General features: G+C 61.8%; 16 protein-coding genes and 1 riboswitch. Of the genes, 6 read left to right on the top strand and 10 right to left on the bottom strand.

Annotation, left to right across the window (positions count from 1 at the left end; genetic code table 11):
- Positions 1 to 34 precede the first annotated feature (34 nt).
- Both PQR27_RS24950 and PQR27_RS24945 read right to left on the bottom strand, forming a co-directional pair.
- Positions 35 to 739, bottom strand: coding sequence for a YceH family protein (locus tag PQR27_RS24950; protein ID WP_408526302.1), 705 nt, complete (start codon positions 737 to 739; stop codon positions 35 to 37).
- Between the two features lie 242 nt (positions 740 to 981).
- Positions 982 to 1,614, bottom strand: coding sequence for a LysE family translocator (locus PQR27_RS24945; RefSeq protein WP_408526301.1), 633 nt, complete (start codon positions 1,612 to 1,614; stop codon positions 982 to 984).
- 197 nt (positions 1,615 to 1,811) lie between these two features.
- Positions 1,812 to 1,905: riboswitch (glycine riboswitch) on the top strand.
- Positions 1,906 to 2,087: 182 nt separating this feature from the next.
- Here PQR27_RS24945 and PQR27_RS24940 point away from each other — a divergent pair.
- Both PQR27_RS24940 and PQR27_RS24935 read left to right on the top strand, forming a co-directional pair.
- The gene (locus tag PQR27_RS24940; RefSeq protein WP_408526300.1) at positions 2,088 to 3,299 is read left to right on the top strand and encodes a D-amino acid dehydrogenase; all 1,212 of its coding nucleotides are present in this window, start codon (positions 2,088 to 2,090) and stop codon (positions 3,297 to 3,299) included.
- 789 nt (positions 3,300 to 4,088) lie between these two features.
- Entirely contained in the window at positions 4,089 to 4,325 is a 237-nt protein-coding gene (locus tag PQR27_RS24935; RefSeq protein WP_408526299.1) for a BON domain-containing protein, read from the top strand.
- 3 nt (positions 4,326 to 4,328) lie between these two features.
- Here PQR27_RS24935 and PQR27_RS24930 read toward each other — a convergent pair whose 3' ends face one another.
- Positions 4,329 to 5,480 carry an acetate/propionate family kinase gene (locus PQR27_RS24930; protein WP_408526298.1) on the bottom strand — a complete coding sequence of 384 codons (1,152 nt, stop codon included), beginning with the start codon at positions 5,478 to 5,480 and terminating at the stop codon, positions 4,329 to 4,331.
- Positions 5,481 to 5,492: 12 nt separating this feature from the next.
- On the bottom strand, positions 5,493 to 7,886 hold the full coding sequence (locus PQR27_RS24925; RefSeq protein WP_408526297.1) for a phosphoketolase family protein: 2,394 nt from the start codon (positions 7,884 to 7,886) through the stop codon (positions 5,493 to 5,495).
- 400 nt (positions 7,887 to 8,286) lie between these two features.
- On the opposite strand from PQR27_RS24925, the gene PQR27_RS24920 reads away from it, so the two are divergent.
- Both PQR27_RS24920 and PQR27_RS24915 read left to right on the top strand, forming a co-directional pair.
- Positions 8,287 to 8,412: a hypothetical protein gene (locus PQR27_RS24920; protein ID WP_408526296.1), complete on the top strand. Its 126-nt coding sequence runs from the start codon at positions 8,287 to 8,289 to the stop codon at positions 8,410 to 8,412.
- A gap of 95 nt (positions 8,413 to 8,507) precedes the next feature.
- On the top strand, positions 8,508 to 9,044 hold the full coding sequence (locus PQR27_RS24915) for an ankyrin repeat domain-containing protein (protein ID WP_408526295.1): 537 nt from the start codon (positions 8,508 to 8,510) through the stop codon (positions 9,042 to 9,044).
- Between the two features lie 709 nt (positions 9,045 to 9,753).
- Here the strand turns inward: PQR27_RS24915 and PQR27_RS24910 are convergent.
- The 5 genes from PQR27_RS24910 to PQR27_RS24890 all read right to left on the bottom strand — a co-directional run bounded on the left by PQR27_RS24910 (position 9,754) and on the right by PQR27_RS24890 (position 14,328).
- On the bottom strand, positions 9,754 to 10,458 hold the full coding sequence (locus PQR27_RS24910; RefSeq protein ID WP_408526294.1) for an HAD family hydrolase: 705 nt from the start codon (positions 10,456 to 10,458) through the stop codon (positions 9,754 to 9,756).
- Between the two features lie 24 nt (positions 10,459 to 10,482).
- A complete protein-coding gene (gene gnd, locus PQR27_RS24905; protein WP_408526293.1) occupies positions 10,483 to 11,520 on the bottom strand; it encodes a phosphogluconate dehydrogenase (NAD(+)-dependent, decarboxylating) in 1,038 nt (345 codons plus the stop codon).
- Between the two features lie 348 nt (positions 11,521 to 11,868).
- Complete coding sequence (locus tag PQR27_RS24900) at positions 11,869 to 13,218, bottom strand: sugar efflux transporter (RefSeq protein ID WP_408528291.1); 1,350 nt, start codon at positions 13,216 to 13,218, stop codon at positions 11,869 to 11,871.
- 197 nt (positions 13,219 to 13,415) lie between these two features.
- The gene (locus tag PQR27_RS24895; RefSeq protein WP_408526292.1) at positions 13,416 to 13,910 is read right to left on the bottom strand and encodes a hypothetical protein; all 495 of its coding nucleotides are present in this window, start codon (positions 13,908 to 13,910) and stop codon (positions 13,416 to 13,418) included.
- Between the two features lie 118 nt (positions 13,911 to 14,028).
- Positions 14,029 to 14,328, bottom strand: a complete 300-nt coding sequence (locus PQR27_RS24890; protein ID WP_408526291.1) for a DUF2628 domain-containing protein — start codon at positions 14,326 to 14,328, stop codon at positions 14,029 to 14,031.
- An 875-nt stretch (positions 14,329 to 15,203) separates the two neighbouring features.
- Here PQR27_RS24890 and PQR27_RS24885 point away from each other — a divergent pair.
- Both PQR27_RS24885 and PQR27_RS24880 read left to right on the top strand, forming a co-directional pair.
- The gene (locus PQR27_RS24885; RefSeq protein ID WP_408526290.1) at positions 15,204 to 15,509 is read left to right on the top strand and encodes a thioredoxin family protein; all 306 of its coding nucleotides are present in this window, start codon (positions 15,204 to 15,206) and stop codon (positions 15,507 to 15,509) included.
- Between the two features lie 75 nt (positions 15,510 to 15,584).
- Entirely contained in the window at positions 15,585 to 16,004 is a 420-nt protein-coding gene (locus PQR27_RS24880) for a secondary thiamine-phosphate synthase enzyme YjbQ (RefSeq protein WP_408526289.1), read from the top strand.
- A 191-nt stretch (positions 16,005 to 16,195) separates the two neighbouring features.
- On the opposite strand, the gene PQR27_RS24875 is transcribed toward PQR27_RS24880, so the two are convergent.
- Positions 16,196 to 16,987, bottom strand: a complete 792-nt coding sequence (locus PQR27_RS24875; protein WP_408526288.1) for a hybrid sensor histidine kinase/response regulator — start codon at positions 16,985 to 16,987, stop codon at positions 16,196 to 16,198.
- Positions 16,988 to 17,007 lie beyond the last annotated feature (20 nt).

Here is a 17,007-nt window from a genome sequence, read left to right as displayed (position 1 = left end):
CGCAAAGATCGCTGCCTTGCGATCCACGTGGGCCCTACGAACGGTTGGCGAGGTCGTCGAGATCGATACCCAGTTCCGCTGCCATGTGCCCGACGAGGGCTCGCAGCTGGCTCACTTCGTCAGCCAGCCGCTTCTGCTCGGCCTTCAAGGCCTCGAAAGCCGACGGCGGCACGGCCTCCTCCTCGTCTCCCGCTGCCGCAAAATCACCCGCGCTGACCTCACCGCATAGCAGATGCATCCAGCGGTTCTCGCGCTCGCCCGGCGTGCGCGCCAGTTTCACCACGCGCGGCGGATCGTTGGCTGCGAGTTCGTCCAGAAACGCCTCGACCGACGAGATATCGGCAAAGCCGTGCAAACGCGCGCTGTTCAGGCGCAACTCGGCCGCCGTTTGCGGGCCGCGTAGCAACAACGTGGTCAGCAACGCGCCCGACTGACTCGGCAGGCCCAGCACTCGATTCATGTTCTGCTCGAAACGCGGCACGCGGCTGCTGCTGCCTTCAAAAACGAGACTCAGCCGTTTCAATCCGTCGATGGCGGTCAGCACCTCGGCTTCGGTCGCATTCATCACCGGCGCGCGGCCGGTTTTCTGGTTGCACCCCAGGGTCAGCGCGTTGAGCGAAAGCGGATAGCTGTCCGGCACGGTGTGCTGTTTTTCGACCAGCACGCCGAGCACGCGTCCTTCGAGCAGTGTCAAGGCGCGGATGGGCGGGCGGGAAAGAGCGTCGGGAGTGGAGTTCATGGATGATGTCGCGGCACACGCCGCCGGGTCTCGTGAGTTGGCGTGCATGGCACGGCCAGACGCGGTTTCAGACGCGGTTTCAGTTCGTGGCCCCTATGATAAACGCGCCGGGCAGGCGCGGTGTATCAATCTCTGACGCCACTGCGTCAGACGCACGCCGGCTGATTCGCCAGACGCCTTACCGATGGCAAGACCGCACGCGCAGGTTCAAGCGTTGTTGACGCGCGATCAAGCCGAGAGATTCAGCGGCGCGAGTCGAAAGCGATCCGCACGGCGAGGCCTGCGAGGACGGTGCCCATGAGCCAGCGTTGTACCTGCAGCCACACCGGACGCCCCGAAAGAAACACGGCAATCGACCCCGCCATGCTGGCGATCAACGCATTCACCGTCACGCTGATGACGATCTGCACGCAGCCGAGCGCGATCGACTGCGAGAGCACGCTGCCGTGCCCCGGCGAAATGAATTGCGGCAGCAGCGACAGATACATCACCGCGATCTTGGGATTCGCGAGGTTGGTGACGAGGCCCATCGTGAACAGTTTGCGGCGGCTGTCGTGCGGCAGATCGCGTACCTGGAACGGCGAACGGCCGCCGGGCTTGACCGCCTGCCACGCCAGATAGAGCAGATAAAGCGCGCCACCGAAACGCAGTGCGTCATACGCATACGGCACCGTCAGCAGCAACGCGGTAATACCGAACGCCGCGCAGAACATGTAGAACACGAAGCCGAGCGCAACCCCACCGAGCGAGATGAGCCCCGCGCGCCGCCCCTGGCAGAGGGAGCGCGAGATCAGATAGATCATGTTCGGCCCCGGCGTGAGCACCATGCCGAGCGAAACCACACCGAAAGCGAGCAGGGTTGTGACAGTGGGCACGGGCAGTCTCCTCTTTGAATGGACGTCGGGCAGAGCCGCCAAATATAGCGTATGTCGAAGATTCATACGCTCGTGCGGACCTGAGTAATCCGCACGGGGGACGGGCTTCGCATGGTTTTTCAGCGTGCTCGTTGCGCAGTGCATCGCAGGAAACACTTGCGGTGATGATTGTTGGACGGTATTGTCGAGCCGTTCTGCAATGCAGCGCGGGAGAGATCGTCAGACGTTTGTGACGACGCCGACGGAGCAACCGCCCCGGAAACTCTCAGGCAAAAGGACCGCGCAGCTGGAACATCTGGAGAGCGGCGCCATGCGCGCCCACCGAAGGGGATTCCCTCGATACGGTTTGGATCACGCCGTAAGTTGACGGGAAGAAACTCTCAGGTACATGGACAGATGGGGCATCGACGCCGGATTCGATGAAGCAATCGGACACCGAAGCCGGCGATGCTCAACTTGCTCTGGACCATGTCATGTCAAGAATCGCCATCATTGGCGCCGGTATTACTGGCGTCACGACTGCACACGCCCTCGCTCAGCGCGGCCACCATGTCACTGTGTTCGAACGTCATCGCTATGCGGCGATGGAGACCTCGTTCGCCAACGGCGGCCAGTTATCCGCCAGCAATGCCGAGGTGTGGAACAGCGCCGCCACTGTCCTGAAGGGTTTGCGCTGGATGCTTACGCGCGACGCCCCGCTGCTGCTCAATCCCATGCCTACGTGGCACAAGTATTCGTGGATGGGCGAGTTTTTGCGGCAGATCCCGCACTACCGGGCCAACACTGTCGAGACGGTGCGGCTCGCGATTGCTGCGCGCGAGCATCTGTTTTCGATTGCCGAGCGCGAGGGAATCGACTTCGATCTGGAGCGGCGCGGCATTCTGCACATCTATAAGAACCGCAAGGATTTCGATGCCGCTAGCAAGGTGAATGCCCTGCTGCGCGAAGGCGGCCTTGAGCGGAACCCGGTGGGCGCGGGCGAGTTGCTCGCTATCGAGCCCACCTTGCATGGCGATTTTTACGGCGGCTTTTTCACACCTTCGGATTCCACGGGCGACATTCACAAGTTCACACGCGGGCTGGCTCAGGCGTGTGTGCGGCACGGGGTGGAATTTCACTACGACGCGGATATTGCCTCGATCGAGCAGCCGGCCGAGGGGCGTTTCATGCTCACGGTCAAGCTGGATGGCGAGCCCCAGCAGTTTGCGTTTGAGCGGATCGTGGTGTGCGCCGGCGTGAAGAGTCGCGATTTCGCGGCAATGCTTGGAGATCGTGTGAATGTGTACCCGGTGAAGGGTTATTCGATCACGGTATGTCTCGATGACGAGGTGAGTCAGCAGCGCGCGCCCTGGGTGAGTTTGCTCGACGATAGCGCGAAGATTGTGACCAGCCGGCTTGGCGCGGACCGGTTTCGGGTTGCCGGGACGGCGGAGATCAATGGGTTCAATCGGGATATCCGGTCAGACCGGATTGCACCGCTGGTGGATTGGACACGAAAGTATTTTCCTGAGGTGTCCACCTCGCGGGTGATTCCGTGGGCGGGGTTGCGGCCGATGTTGCCTGCCATGCTGCCCAAGGTTGGACGCGGGCGGCGTCCGGGGGTTTTTTATAATACTGGCCATGGGCATTTGGGGTGGACGTTGTCTGCGGCTACGGCGCAGGCTGTTGCCAGTGCTGTGGTGTAGTTGTTTTCGCCGTAGGCGGTGAGCTGGCTTTTTTCTGGTTGCCTACGGCGTTGGCCTTTCCTTGTTTTCTTATTGGTTTATTTGCGTTCCCCCTGTGCGGGGGGGCACCTACTTTTCTTTGCCGCCGCAAAGAAAAGTAGGCAAAAGAAAGCGGCTCCAACCGCCAACTCTTAAGTGGGTCTCCTGGCTTGGAGGGGATTGTGGTGCGATTAACGGATCACACCTCGGTCCATTAGTGTCTGTGACACAGCCGTCATCCGCTCCCACTCCGCACCGCGTGCGTCGCGGACGGGTCCACAGGGAAACCCGGCGCTTCGTTTGTGCGCGGTGGGGGCCATCGGCTTCGCCTCGGCGACGCGCCGAAATACGTCGGGCACTTCGAAAAACCGCGTGGCCAATACCCGGCGGGCGGTTTGGTGAAGTACCGCCCCGGCGCGCGCAGCGCCGCCGGAGGAATGACGGCCTGGTCACTCACGCCAGAAGGTGCGGAGGGCCAATCTCTACGGAGCCGTTACACCCTCCAAGCCAGGGGAGCCGCTTAAAAATTAGCGGTTTGAGCCGCTTTCTTTTGCCTACTTTTCTTTGCGGCCGGCGCCCCGAAGGAAGTCCACTTGGTGGGCAAAGAAAAGTAGGTGCCCCCCCGCACAGGGGGAACGCTAATAAACCAATAACAAAAGAAACAACCAAACGCCGTAGGCACAACCAAACCAAACGCCGTAGGCAACAACAGCAAACCTCAAAATCATCTGCTACTGTCCAACCATCCTCTCAGCAAAAAAAAGCATCACCATGCCAAATGTAAAAAACCCCTATTCCGACACCGGCATCGCGGAAGAAGCCAAAACCCGTCTCGCATGGGACGCAGCGATCCCCAAAAACACAATAAAAATACACGTCTCACATGGCCACATCACCCTGCAAGGCGAACTCCACCACGATCAGCAACGGTCGGCCGCATTGGAGGACGTCACCCGCCTGTTCGGCGTAACAGGCGTCACCGACCACACCACCATCAAAACAAAATAACCCCTAACCCTCCCGCAGCATCCTCCGGCAATGCCTCGCAATCTGCTTCTCCTCCTCGGTATGAATCACCCGCACCCTCCCCGCCGAATCTCCCGCCGATAATCCAAGAAACGAAAGCCCCCCGCATACCCGCTTGCGTATCTCATCGCTGTGCTCGCCGATCCCGCCCGTGAACACCAGCAAATCGATCCCGCCCAGCAAAGCCGCATACGCCCCAATCGTCTTGCGTACCGCAATCGCAAACACATCGAGCGCCAGCAAAGCATCCGCATCCCCAGCCGCCGCGCGCTTTTCCAGCGCCTGCATGTCGCTCTCGCCGTCGGCGAAACCAGCGAGGCCGCTCTGGCGATTGAGCAAGGTCTCCAGCGCATCGGCGTTGAGCTTCTCGACACGCATCAGATACAGCAGCACGCCCGGATCGAGGTCGCCGCTGCGCGTGCCCATCGGTACACCGCCGGTCGGCGTCATCCCCATCGACGTATCGACGGATATTCCGTCCCGCAAGGCGCACAGGCTCGAACCGTTGCCCAGATGCGCGAACACGGCGTGTGGCGGCAAGCTGGCGCCAAGCCTCGTCATCAGCGATTCATACGAAAGCCCATGAAAACCGTAGCGAATCACCCCCGCATCCACATAGCGGCGCGGCAACGGCAATTGCGACGCACGCGGCGGGAGCGTGGCGTGAAACGCGGTATCGAAACACGCAAATTGCTGCGCGTCGCCGAAAATCGACGACGCTTCGTCGATCAATGCCAGCGCCGGCGGGATATGCAACGGCGCGAAGTGCACGGCGTCCTGCAACTGCTGCCGGACTTCGGCGCTCAGGCGCCGATGCGAGCGCAGATGCGGGCCGCCATGCACCACCCGGTGCCCCACCGCCGCTGGCCGCGCATACTTCTGCCCGGCTAGCACGTCGGCGAGCTTTTGCAATGCATCGGTTTGCGACTCCAGCACGTGTTCCTGCTGAACCAGTGAACGGCCGTCGGGCGACCTGATCCGCAAACTGCCGTCGGCCCGGCCGATGCCTTCCGCGCTGCCCTCCAGCAACAATGATTCGTCATCGCCCGAGTGCGTGAACAGCCCGAACTTCAACGACGACGATCCGCTGTTCAACACCAGAATCAGCGCTTCCCCAGTCTGCTCGTCAGTGTGCATTGCGCGCCTCGCTCAAGCCTTCCACGTCCAGTTGCGGATCTCTTCCTTGTCGATGCCCTCGGTATGCGCATACGCCAGGTGCTCGATGATCTGTCCGCGCAGCCACTCCTTCGTATGATCGCCGACGCCGCGCAAAGCCGGCACGCGATCGATCACGTCGATGGCAAGCGAAAAGCGGTCGACCTGGTTGATGATCGCCAGTTCGAGCGGCGTATTGATGTTGCCCTTCTCGTGATAGCCATGCACGTGCAGGTTGTCGTGATTGGTGCGGTTATAGGTCAGCTTGTGCACCAGCGATGCATACGAATGGAAATTGAAAATCACCGGTTTGCTGGTCGTAAACAGCGAGTCGAAATCGCGGTCGGAGAGGCCGTGCGGATGCTCGTGCTCGGGCATCAGGCGGAACAGATCGACCACATTCACGAAACGGATCTTCAGTTGCGCAAAGCGCTCCTTCAGGATCTGCACCGCGGCGAGCGCCTCCATGGTGGCGATGTCGCCGGCACCCGCAATCACCACGTCCGGCTCGACGCCCTGATCGGTCGAGGCCCAATCCCAGATGCCGATACCTTTGGTGCAGTGCGTGACGGCCGCGTCCATGTCCAGATACTGCAGATGCGGCTGCTTGTCGGCGACGATCACGTTGACGTAATCGCGTGATCGCAAACAATGATCGGCAACGCTCAACAGGCAGTTCGCGTCCGGCGGCAGATAAATACGCACTACGTCAGGGCTTTTATTCGTGACAACGTCGAGAAAGCCGGGGTCCTGATGCGTGAAGCCGTTGTGATCCTGACGCCACACCAGCGACGTAATCAGCAGATTGATCGACGGCACGGGTTGTCGCCAGCCGAGATCGCGCTTTGCCTTTTCGAGCCACTTGGCGTGCTGGTTGAACATCGAATCGATCACGTGGACGAATGCTTCATACGTGGCGAACAAGCCGTGCCGGCCGGTCAGCACGTAGCCTTCGAACCAGCCCTCGAGGGTGTGCTCGCTCAGCATCTCCATCACGCGGCCGTCCACCGCGAGCTCGCCGCCGTCGGCATCGCTGGCCACGGTGCCGGCCAGCCAGGTTTTCTCCGACGCCTCGTAGATGGCCGTGAGCTTGTTGCTGGCGGTCTCGTCAGGGCCGAACACGCGGAAGTTGGTCATGTTGTTGCGCATCACGTCCCGCAGAAACTGGCCCAACACCTCCGTGGGCGATGTATACGAACCGGCGGGCTTCTTCACTGCCACCGCGTAGTTGCGAAACGGCGGCATGTCGAGCGCCTTGCACAGCAGACCGCCGTTGGCATGGGGATTGGCGCTGATGCGACGGGTGCCCTCAGGGGCGAGTGCACGCAGCTCTTCGACCAGACGCCCTGCTTCGTCGAATAGCAATTCCGGTTCGTAACTGCGCAGCCATTGTTCGACCAGCTTCAGGCTCTTGCCGTTGGTGACCGGATCCAGCACCGGCACCTGATGTGCGCGCCACGAGCCTTCCACCTTGTGACCGTCGACTTCCTTCGGGCCGGTCCAGCCTTTCGGGGACCGGAGCACGATCATCGGCCAGCGTGGCCGCGACGCGTCGCTGGTTTCGCGCGCATGCATCTGGATCGCGCGGATTTCGCCGATGCATTGTTCGAGCGTCGCGGCCATTTGCTGATGCATCGTGTCGGGGTCGTCGCCCTCGACGAAATAGGCCTTGTGGCCGTAGCCGGTAAGCAGGGCGTCGAGTTCCTCGCGGGGAATCCGCGCGAGGATTGTCGGATTGGCGATCTTGTAGCCGTTCAGATGCAGAACTGGCAGCACGGCGCCGTCGCGGATCGGATTCAGGAATTTGTTCGAATGCCACGAGGTCGCGAGCGGTCCGGTTTCCGCTTCGCCGTCGCCGATCATCACCGTGACGATCAGATCGGGGTTATCGAATGCCGCGCCATAGCCGTGCGACAGGCTGTAACCGAGCTCGCCGCCTTCGTGAATCGAGCCCGGTGTTTCGGGAGTGCAATGCGAGCCGATGCCGCCGGGAAACGAGAACTGCCGGAAGAAGCGCTGCATGCCCGCTTCGTCTTCGCTGCGATCGGGATAGATTTCCGAGTAATGGCCTTCGAGATAGCAATGAGCCAGCGTAGCCGGCGCGCCGTGGCCGGGACCGGCGATGTAGATCATGTTCAGGTCGAGCTTTCTGATCAGCCGGTTCAGATGCACCAGCAGGAAACTCTGGCCTGGATCCGAACCCCAATGGCCGAGCAACCGGTTTTTGATGTGTTCGGGCTTGAGCGGTTCGCGCAGCAGCGGATTGTCGCGCAGATAGATCATGCCGGCCGATAGATAGTTGCAGGCGCGCCAGTAGCGGTCCATCTTGCGCAAGGTGTCGGGGTCCAGCGTGGTCGGCGGGGTCGGACGGGAGGTTGCTTCGGCCATGGCGTGATTCCTCGAAAAGGACTGTCAGGCAGGTTAGCGGGTGCGGCAGCGGAAGTTCGTGATCAGGCCGGCGCGAAAAATGAGGCTGGCAGGCCGTTTTGTCATGCGGCTGACATGACGAAGGACTAAAGGCAAAGCGCGGCTGTTCGATGATTGACGGGAAGCTGGCCGTCGATCGTCAGGGGTGTGACAGGAAGCGTACCGTATCGTTCGATGCATGGCCTATAAAGCGCGATCGTGCGAAAGCTGCGAGGCAGTCTGGCGTGCCGCACCAGCGGCTTTTTGCGGAAGGCGTTAAGTCGATGGTAAGCGAATACGATTAAGCTACTCCGGCAGCATCCGCGACGGCGGAGCGCATCCGGCACGCCCCACATCGCTCACCCTTACCGGAACGGCCATCATGTCGACACCCAGCCGCCTCAAAGCCCCTCTGATACTGATTCTCTCGCTCGTGGTGTTATGCGTGGGCGTTGCTGTGGCGATCGGCGTGTTCGCATTGCTGGTCACGCTGCTTGGCAAGCTGTAGCGAGCCGCCACGCGGGCGTGGGTGGTAGAAAATGGGTATCCTGACTGAACTACCTCAGGCTGCCGGCGCGGCATATCCATTGCAAGGAGATTCGATTGACGGACCACGCTGATTCTGCCCCGCCCTCTCCGGCGCCGATCGACCCAGAGCTGCTCGAACTGGCGCATCAGGTTTTCGATCTCGCGCGACGCGGCGATGCTGCGATGCTCGCCGCGGTGATTGAGAAAGGCGTCCCCCCGAACTTGCGCAACGATAAGGGCGACAGCCTTGTGATGTTGGCGAGTTACCACGGACACGTGGATGCGGTGCGCGTGTTGCTGGAGCACGGCGCTGATCCGGATTTGCGTAACGATAATGGGCAGACGCCGATTGCGGGTGCGGCTTTCAAGGGTTTTGACGCAGTGATTGAGACGTTGCTCGCGCATGGGGCCGATGTCGAAGGGGCATCGCCGGACGGGCGGACGGCGTTGATGATTGCGGCTATGTTTAATCGCATCGCGATTGTTGAGTTGCTTGTCCGGCATGGAGCGGATGTTGGGGCCCGCGATGCGGGTGGGGTTAGTGCCTTGGAGGCGGCTGCGAGGATGGGGGCTGGGGATGCGCTGGCGCGGTTGAAGGAATTGGGAAGTTAGTGGTTTGTTTTTGCCTTTGGCGGCGGCATTTCCTGGTTCTTGCCTCTTTGGCCTTTCCTTGTTTTGTTATTGGTTCTATTGGCGTTCCCCCTGTGCCGGGGGCACCTACTTTTCTTTGCCTGCCGCAAAGAAAAGTAGGCAAAAGAAAGCGGCTCACACCGCTAGTTCTTAAATGGATCTCCTGGCTTGGAGGGGATTGTGGCTCCGTAGAGATTGGCCCTCCGCACCTTCTGGCGTGAGTGACCAGGCCGTCATGCTTCCGGCGGCGCTGCGCGCGCCGGGGCGGTACTTCATCAAACCACCCGCGGGTTTTTGCCCATGCGGTTTTCCGAAGCGCCCGACGTATTTCGGCGCCTCGCCGAGGCGAAGCCGATGGCTCCCGCCACAAACAAACGAAGCCCCCGGTTTCCCTGGCAGACCCATCCGCGACGCACGTAGTGCGGAGTGGGAGCGGATGACGGCTGTGTCACTGACGGTTATGGACCGAGGTGTGATCCGTTAATCGCACCACCAGCCCCTCCAAGCCAGGGGACCCACTTAAGAGTTGGCGGTGTGAGCCGCTTTCTTTTGCCTACTTTTCTTTGCGGCGGCAAAGAAAAGTAGGTGCCCCCCCGCACAGGGGGAACGCTAATAAACCAATAAGAACACAAGGAAAGGCCACCACCGCAGGCACAAGGAAAATGCCGCCGCCAAAGGCGAAAAACAAACCTTATGCCCCTCCACTAGTCCCCAAACTCAACAACAAATCCAGATCAATCCCCCCCAATTCCCCGATCCGCTCAACCGTCACATCCGCGGGCGGATTCGCTGCAATCTCCTTGGGATCAAACGCATAATGCCCCTGGCGAGGAAAAACAGTCGTCAACCTCTCCCCCCAACTCTTCTTCATCGCCGTCAGAATCCTGAGCTTGTCATCCACCATCACATAATGCTGGGCGGGATAACACTCCATCACCTGATCGAGCATCAACTCCTTATGGATATAAATCAGAACCCGTCCCTCGACCTCTTCCCATAAGCCCGAACGGGCAATCTTCCGCGGTTGGAACACCACATCCCCATCGGACAAAATCACAGTGGGCCCACGCGTGGACAAATGCCGGATCGCATCGAGCGCCCCCGGATACAGCCGGTTCGCAAACGGGTAATCAATCAGAAACGACGACATCAACAACAGCCGCGTGTCCCGCGGATGCTCCGACCGATACCGCTGTAACGCCCCCAGGTAATCGGCGTAGCCCAGCTCGCCCCGCAAATTCTCGAAGATTTCCCAATACCGCGCACTGTTCTGCTCGCCGAACTCCCGCACCATGTGCGCGCGCAAATCGGCGAGCACATGGTCGTTGTCCAGCAGCGTGTTGTCGCAATCGAACAGAAACACGACATCGTGAGGCGTGGCTCTCGTGGCATCCATCGCAGCTTCCCTCGTGAACTTGAGTTAGCTCTTCTTCACATCGGCCGGCGTGGCGGCTTTCTCGACGTGGCCGCCAAAGTCGTGCCGCATCGCCGACAACACCCGGTTCGAAAAATCCGCCTCGCCGCGCGAACTGAACCGCGCAAATAACGCGGCGCTCAACACCGGCGTCGGCACGCCTTCATCGATGGCGGCCGCAACCGTCCAACGTCCCTCGCCCGAATCGGAGACGCGCCCGGCATAGCTCTTCAGATCGGCGTCGCCCACCAGCGAACCGGCTATCAGGTCCAGCAACCACGAGCCGACCACGCTGCCGCGCCGCCATACCTCCGTGACCTCGGCAAGGTTCAGGTCGTATTGGTACAACTCGGGGCGGCGCAGCGGCGATGTTTCGGCGTCCACCTCGCGCGCGTGCTTGCCAGCGTCGGCGTGGCGCAAAATGTTCAGACCCTCGGCATACGCGGCCATCATTCCGTATTCAATGCCGTTGTGCACCATCTTTACGAAGTGGCCGGCGCCCTGCGGACCGCAATGCAGGAAACCCTGGTCGGCGGTGCCGGTGCCAGGCGCGCGGCCAGGTGTCGCGGGCGCGGAGCCCGCGCCCGGCGCGAGCGTCGAGAAAATCGGTTCGAGCCGCTTCACGATCTCGGTCTCGCCGCCAATCATCAGACAGTAGCCCCGTTCACGACCCGCCACCCCGCCGCTCGTGCCGACGTCCACATAGTGAAGCTGACGGGCGGCAAGCTCGGTGCCGCGGCGGATGTCGTCGTGGTAATACGAATTGCCGCCATCGATCACAATGTCGCCGGGCTCGAGCAGAGGCACGAGGTTCGCAAGCGTCGCGTCGACCACCGCCGCGGGCACCATCAGCCACACCGCGCGTGGTTTATCGAGTTGCGCGACCAGCTCTTCGAGCGACGCGGCACCCGCGACGCCGTCCTGCTTCAGTTTCTCCACCGCCGCTGGTTGCATGTCATAGGCGATGCATTGCTGACCGCCCTTCGTCAGACGTCGCACCATGTCGGCGCCCATACGTCCCAATCCAATCATGCCTAGCTGCATATCTCGCTCCGGAAAGTGCGTCGTTGCGCTGATCGATTTCGCTGGTCGTACCGTGGCCGTGCCGCGCGCGGGTCACTCCGCTAACTGTAGGTGGGTTTGGGTCGCTGTACCAGCAGCACCGTGTTGGGTTCGGGTGGCCCGTGCCGGGAATCGGGCCTCACAGGCCGCGCCCAGGACGACGATACTTCTTGGCAGATGCGTCAAGCGATGCAAAGTTCCGAACTTCTAGCAGCGTCGCCAGCTCGGGGCACCGACTTGAACGTGCGGTTATTTCAGACTTGCAGTCGCCTTACTCCGCCAACGTTGCTTTCAAACACGGCATCTGCCGATGCATCGACGAGCCGTGGATCAGCGCGGACGATCTGGCGCGCGCCCCTGGCGTGCCCTCGCCCTGAACCTGCCGTACTGATCGATGGCGAAGTCACGCACCGCTCGCCACATCAGCGGATAACGGTAGCCTGGTACGGCGAACAGCACGAACGCGCACAAAGCCAGCGTGCCGCAAAACACGAAGGTGCCACGATAGCCGAACGCCTGCACCAGCAGCCCCGACAACACACCAGACAGAATCGATCCGATCCGCGCCGCGTTGAAGAACAGCGCGGTGGCACGCCCCGGCGAGTCCGGCATCAGGTCCTGCACGTAGGTCATGCCCAGGCACGAGGTCACCGCGACCACGAACGCGTTGAGCATCTGCATCGGAATCAGCACGTTGACGTGTCCGGCCATCGACATCGCCGCGAAATAGACCGCATGCACCATTGCACAGGCGGCCAGCCAGTTCGGCTTGTGCAGCGTCGATGATTTCGCGCCGAGCGCGAGCATCATGGGGATTTCCGTCAAGGCGCCGAGGCCGAGCATGATCGACACATCGAGATGCGATCCGTTCAGCCCATGCACGATGTAGAGCGGTAACACGATCATGGTCGCATTGGCGGCGAGGCCCAGCAGCGTCAGCGCGGCCACCGCGCGGCGGATGTCGTTGGGCGACGCGACGCCAGGCAGGTCTTCGTGCGCGTCTTCGCCAGGCGCGGTCAACGGCGGCACGGTGATCGACGCCGACGGCTCAGCCGCGGTGTCTTCCACCGTGTGATCGCCTAGATGGCCTTGCGGCTCGCGCATGCGCCAGACGATCGTCGCGCAGGCCGCGAAGCTCGCCGCCGCGAACAGGAACAGCCCATAGAAACCGGTCCCCGCAAGCACCAGCGCGCCCACGGCCGGGCCGAACACCCAGGCGGCCGACAGGATGGTCCGCAGGGTCGCGCTGGCGAATGCGCGTTCCGCCGGGTCCGGCGCCGGCAGCGCGGCGCGGCTGAACGAGAACACTAGCGAAATGGCGGAACTGCCCGCCCCGATAAAGGCGATGCCGACCACCAGCAGGAGCCGGTAATCACGCACGACGCATAAACATAGATAGCCGAGCGCGGCGGCGGTGAGCGAGGCGAGCAGGAGTGGCCGGTGCCGTCCGCTTGCGTCGCACCAGCGGCCGGCGAAGGTGCTGGCGAGCACTCCGCTGGCGGCGATCAGCGTCATGAATATGCCTAGCCGGAGCGGCGTCATGCCTGCGCGTTCGACGCCGAACAGCGAGAGATAGGGAGCGGTGAACGACATCGCCACACCTAGCATGAGGGTGGCGGCGGCCAGAGGCTTGAAGCCGGGGATGTGCAGCAGGTCGAGAAAACGTGAGGTTTTCAACACGGATGACGGGTGGTTCAGGGAGTGCGAAGCGATGCCCGGCGCGCGCGGCGCTGCAGACTGCATGGCCGGAGCGACCGGGGCATTATCGGCTTACCTTGCCTGCGCGTAAACCTGTGCGTCTCGCGTCCCACATTTGTGTGGCGCAGCGCCGCATGCCGTTATGCGCCGTTATGCGCAGGCTGACGGCGTGGCGGAGCCTACTTGCCGTCTGTTGCGCGCATTTGCTGCGCTTGCGCCTTGTAGTCGTAGGTCGGATAGAACTCGGTGCGATAGCCGCCCCACGCGGTGGTCTCGATGGCCCGGTTGACTTCACGCAGCCGGCTTGCCGGAACCCGCAGCGTGACGACCTGACCGATGCCCATCATGACGTACCAGGACACGACTTCGATACCCGGTGGCGGAAAGGTTTTGAAGAATCCTTGCGCGCGCAACTGATCGTTGATCTTCGGCAGCGGTTTGGATTCGTCGTGTCGCAGGAAGATGGTAAGCAGGAAAGTGTCGTCGGCTGGAGCCGGTGTGGCTGCGGGCACGGCGGGCGCTTCGGGAGTTGCCAGCGCAGCGGCCGGGTCGGCACCCGGGTCGGCACTGAAGGCGAGCGGCGTGATGCAGAACAATGAGATCAGTGCCGCGGTGAGCAGGCCGCGGCGGATCGGCATTGAGGATGGGTTGTTAGCGGCGATGGCGAGCGGCATTGGATGGCTCCATGGCGAGATGGTTGTTTTCGCAACCTGCGGGGACTGGCTTTGCTCGATGCTGACACGTGGCGTGGCAAGCAATTTTCGCTCCTGTGCTGATGTGCTTGCGTGTGCTCTATTGAACGATGTAGCCGCGCTGTTCCAGCGTCCAGCGATGCCATTGATTGCCGTAGATGCCGCAGGCGAGGCCGAACAGGATCGATAGGACGAGGCCGATGGTGCCGGCCGTCTCGCCCCACAGGCCCGTTAAGAACAGGAGGATATTGACTGCCAGCATGATGAAGGCGGCGAACCACATTTTCTTCGATAGAGCCCAGGCGAAACCCAGCAGGAATGCAGCCCAGCTGAAGCCCACCGATACAGGGATGGGGGCGGACGTTTTGTCCGGATGCTGGAGGTAGATCTTTTGTGACATTGCTTTCGGTTTCCTGAAATCGGAATGGGATTTTTTTACTCCGTATGGGGTTTTAGCATGGCATCGTGGAGTGGTGGATTTTTTGCCTTTGGCGGCGGCATTTTCCTTGTGCCTGCGGTGGTGGCCTTCCCTTGTTTGCTTATTGGTCTATTAGCGTTCCCCCTGTGCGGGGGGGCACCTACTTTTCTTTGCCGCCGCAAAGAAAAGTAGGCAAAAGAAAGCGGCTCACACCGCCAACTCTTAAGTGGGCCCCCTGGCTTGGAGGGGCTGGTGGTGCGATTAACGGATCACACCTCGGTCCATCAGCGCCAGTGACACAGCCGTCATCCGCTCCCACTCCGCACTACGTGCGTCGCGGTTGGGTCCACCACGGAAACCGGGCGCTTCGTTTGTGCGCGGTGGGGGCCATCGGCTTCGCCTCGGCGAGGAGCTGAGAACACCAATCGGATTGGTTTTGTGAAGCACCGCCCCGGCGCGCGCAGCGCCGCCGGAGGAATGACGGCTTGGTCACTCACGCCGGAAGGTGCGGAGGGCCAATCTCTACGGAGCCACTGCACCCTCCAAGCCAGGGGAGCCGCTTAAAAATTGGCGGTGTGAGCCGCTTTCTTTTGCCTACTTTTCTTTGCGGCCGGCGCCCCGAAGGAAGTCCACTTGGTGGGCAAAGAAAAGTAGGTGCCCCCCCGCACAGGGGGAACGCTAATAAAACCAATAACAAAACAAGGAAAGGCCAAAGAGGCAAGAACCAGAAAATGCCGCCGCCAAAGGCAACCAACACCCCCCATAACTGCTACCCTTACCAAAAACCACACAAAAAAAGCCACCCAAACCCAGCCGCCTGCACAGGCAAAAAACCCCCAAACCAATTGGAGCCCAAGTTGTACGCACAAAAAGCCCCATCTCGCGCCGAGATCAACACCTTCCAGGGCGCCACGATCATCGAATTCGGCACCGACTGGTGCGGCTACTGCCAGGGCGCGCAACCCTCCATCGCGCAAGCACTCGAACCCCACACGCAAGTCCGGCACCTGAAAATCGAAGACGGCCCAGGTCGCCCGCTCGGCCGCTCCTTCAAGGTCAAACTGTGGCCCACGCTGATCTTCATGCGCAACGGCACGGAAGTCGCACGCGTCGTGCGCCCCACCAGCGCCGCCGAGATCACGGAGGCCCTCGCCTCGCTCTGACCCCGCACGGGCGACGAGAAACCCGACCGCCCCACCCCGCGTGAACCAGTACATCGAACACCCCGATCGAATATCATGCGACAAGCCATCCATCATCTGAGCGTCAAGGCGCGCACCCGCGGGCTCGTCGAATTCACCGCCGAAGCGCGCCGCTTCGTCAGCGAGCAGGCGATCAGCACCGGTCTGTTGACGCTGTTTTGCCGGCACACGTCCGCATCGTTGCTGATCCAGGAAAACGCCGATCCTTCAGTACAACGCGACCTGGAACGCTACTTCGCAAGCCTCGCGCCAGAGGACGCGGAGCGTTACGAACACGACGCCGAAGGGTCGGACGATATGCCCGCCCATCTGCGCACGGCGCTGACGCAGGTGCAATTGTCGGTGCCGGTCGAGTACGGGCAGATGGTGCTCGGCACGTGGCAAGGTCTCTATCTGTTCGAACATCGCCGTCACACGCAGCACCGCGATATCGTGCTGCATCTGCTCGGCGTTTGACGCGCTGCCGGCGCTGTCGGACCAGGAAAGCAGGCGTTGCTCAAACGCGCGCGTCTGAACGGCGCGGCGGCGCTCGGCAAGTGCGACGCGGCCCAGGAAAAGAAGTAGCCTCTCACGTCAACAGTCCGCCAGGCCATGTCAAGGCCTGGCGGATCGTCCCGGCGAGCGCCGGATTAAACCGGCGTAAGGGATCAGCGGTTGGCGGTCGTCACGCGCGCAATCTTGTCGAGCAGCGCCTGCGGTGAAACCGGTTTGCCGAGATGGCCGTCGTAACCGGCGCGGATCGCCCGTGTCGCATCCTGCGGACGGCCGAAACCCGTCAGCGCGAGTGCCGGCACGGTCGCTGTACCCGGCAGCTTGCGCAACGCCGCGATCAGTTCGTAACCGTCCATGCCGGGCATGCCGATATCGGACAGAATCAGTTCGAAAGACTGTTGCTCTGCGGCTGCGAGTGCCGCGGCGCCGTTGGTCTGCGGGTACACCTGCGCGCCTTCGAGCCCAAGCAGGCTCTGAAACGCCTGCAAACTTTCGATTGCATCGTCCACCAGCAGTATTCGCATGCCCTTGAGCAGGCTCACGTCCGCAGACGCCTCCGGCTGTCCAATCTGCACCGCCGCACTGTCCGTCGGCAGCCAGACACGAAAACGCGCCCCTTTGCCAGCGCCCGCCGATTCCGCCTTCACGTGCCCGCCGTGCATTTCGGCAAGCTGTTTGACGAGTGCGAGCCCGATGCCCAGCCCACCGCTATGTCGCCGATGCGCTCCTTCGGCCTGGCCGAACATGTCGAATACGTTCGGCAGAAACGCCGCCTCGATACCGCGCCCGGTGTCGCGCACCTCGACGCATGCGTGGCCGTCTTCACGCGACAGGGTCAGATTGATGCGCCCGCCCGGCGGCGTGAACTTCACCGCGTTGCTGACGAGGTTCCACAGAATCTGCTCGTAGCGCACCGCATCGGCGTCGATGAAGAGCGGCTCGGACACGTTCCGCCGACGCCGGCTGG

The sequence above is a fragment of the Paraburkholderia fungorum genome, from assembly GCF_046027215.1.
GTDB classification, from domain to species: domain Bacteria; phylum Pseudomonadota; class Gammaproteobacteria; order Burkholderiales; family Burkholderiaceae; genus Paraburkholderia; species Paraburkholderia fungorum_D.
The sequence above is the reverse complement of the archived record's forward strand: the minus strand, read 5'-3'. Positions and strand labels throughout refer to the sequence as shown.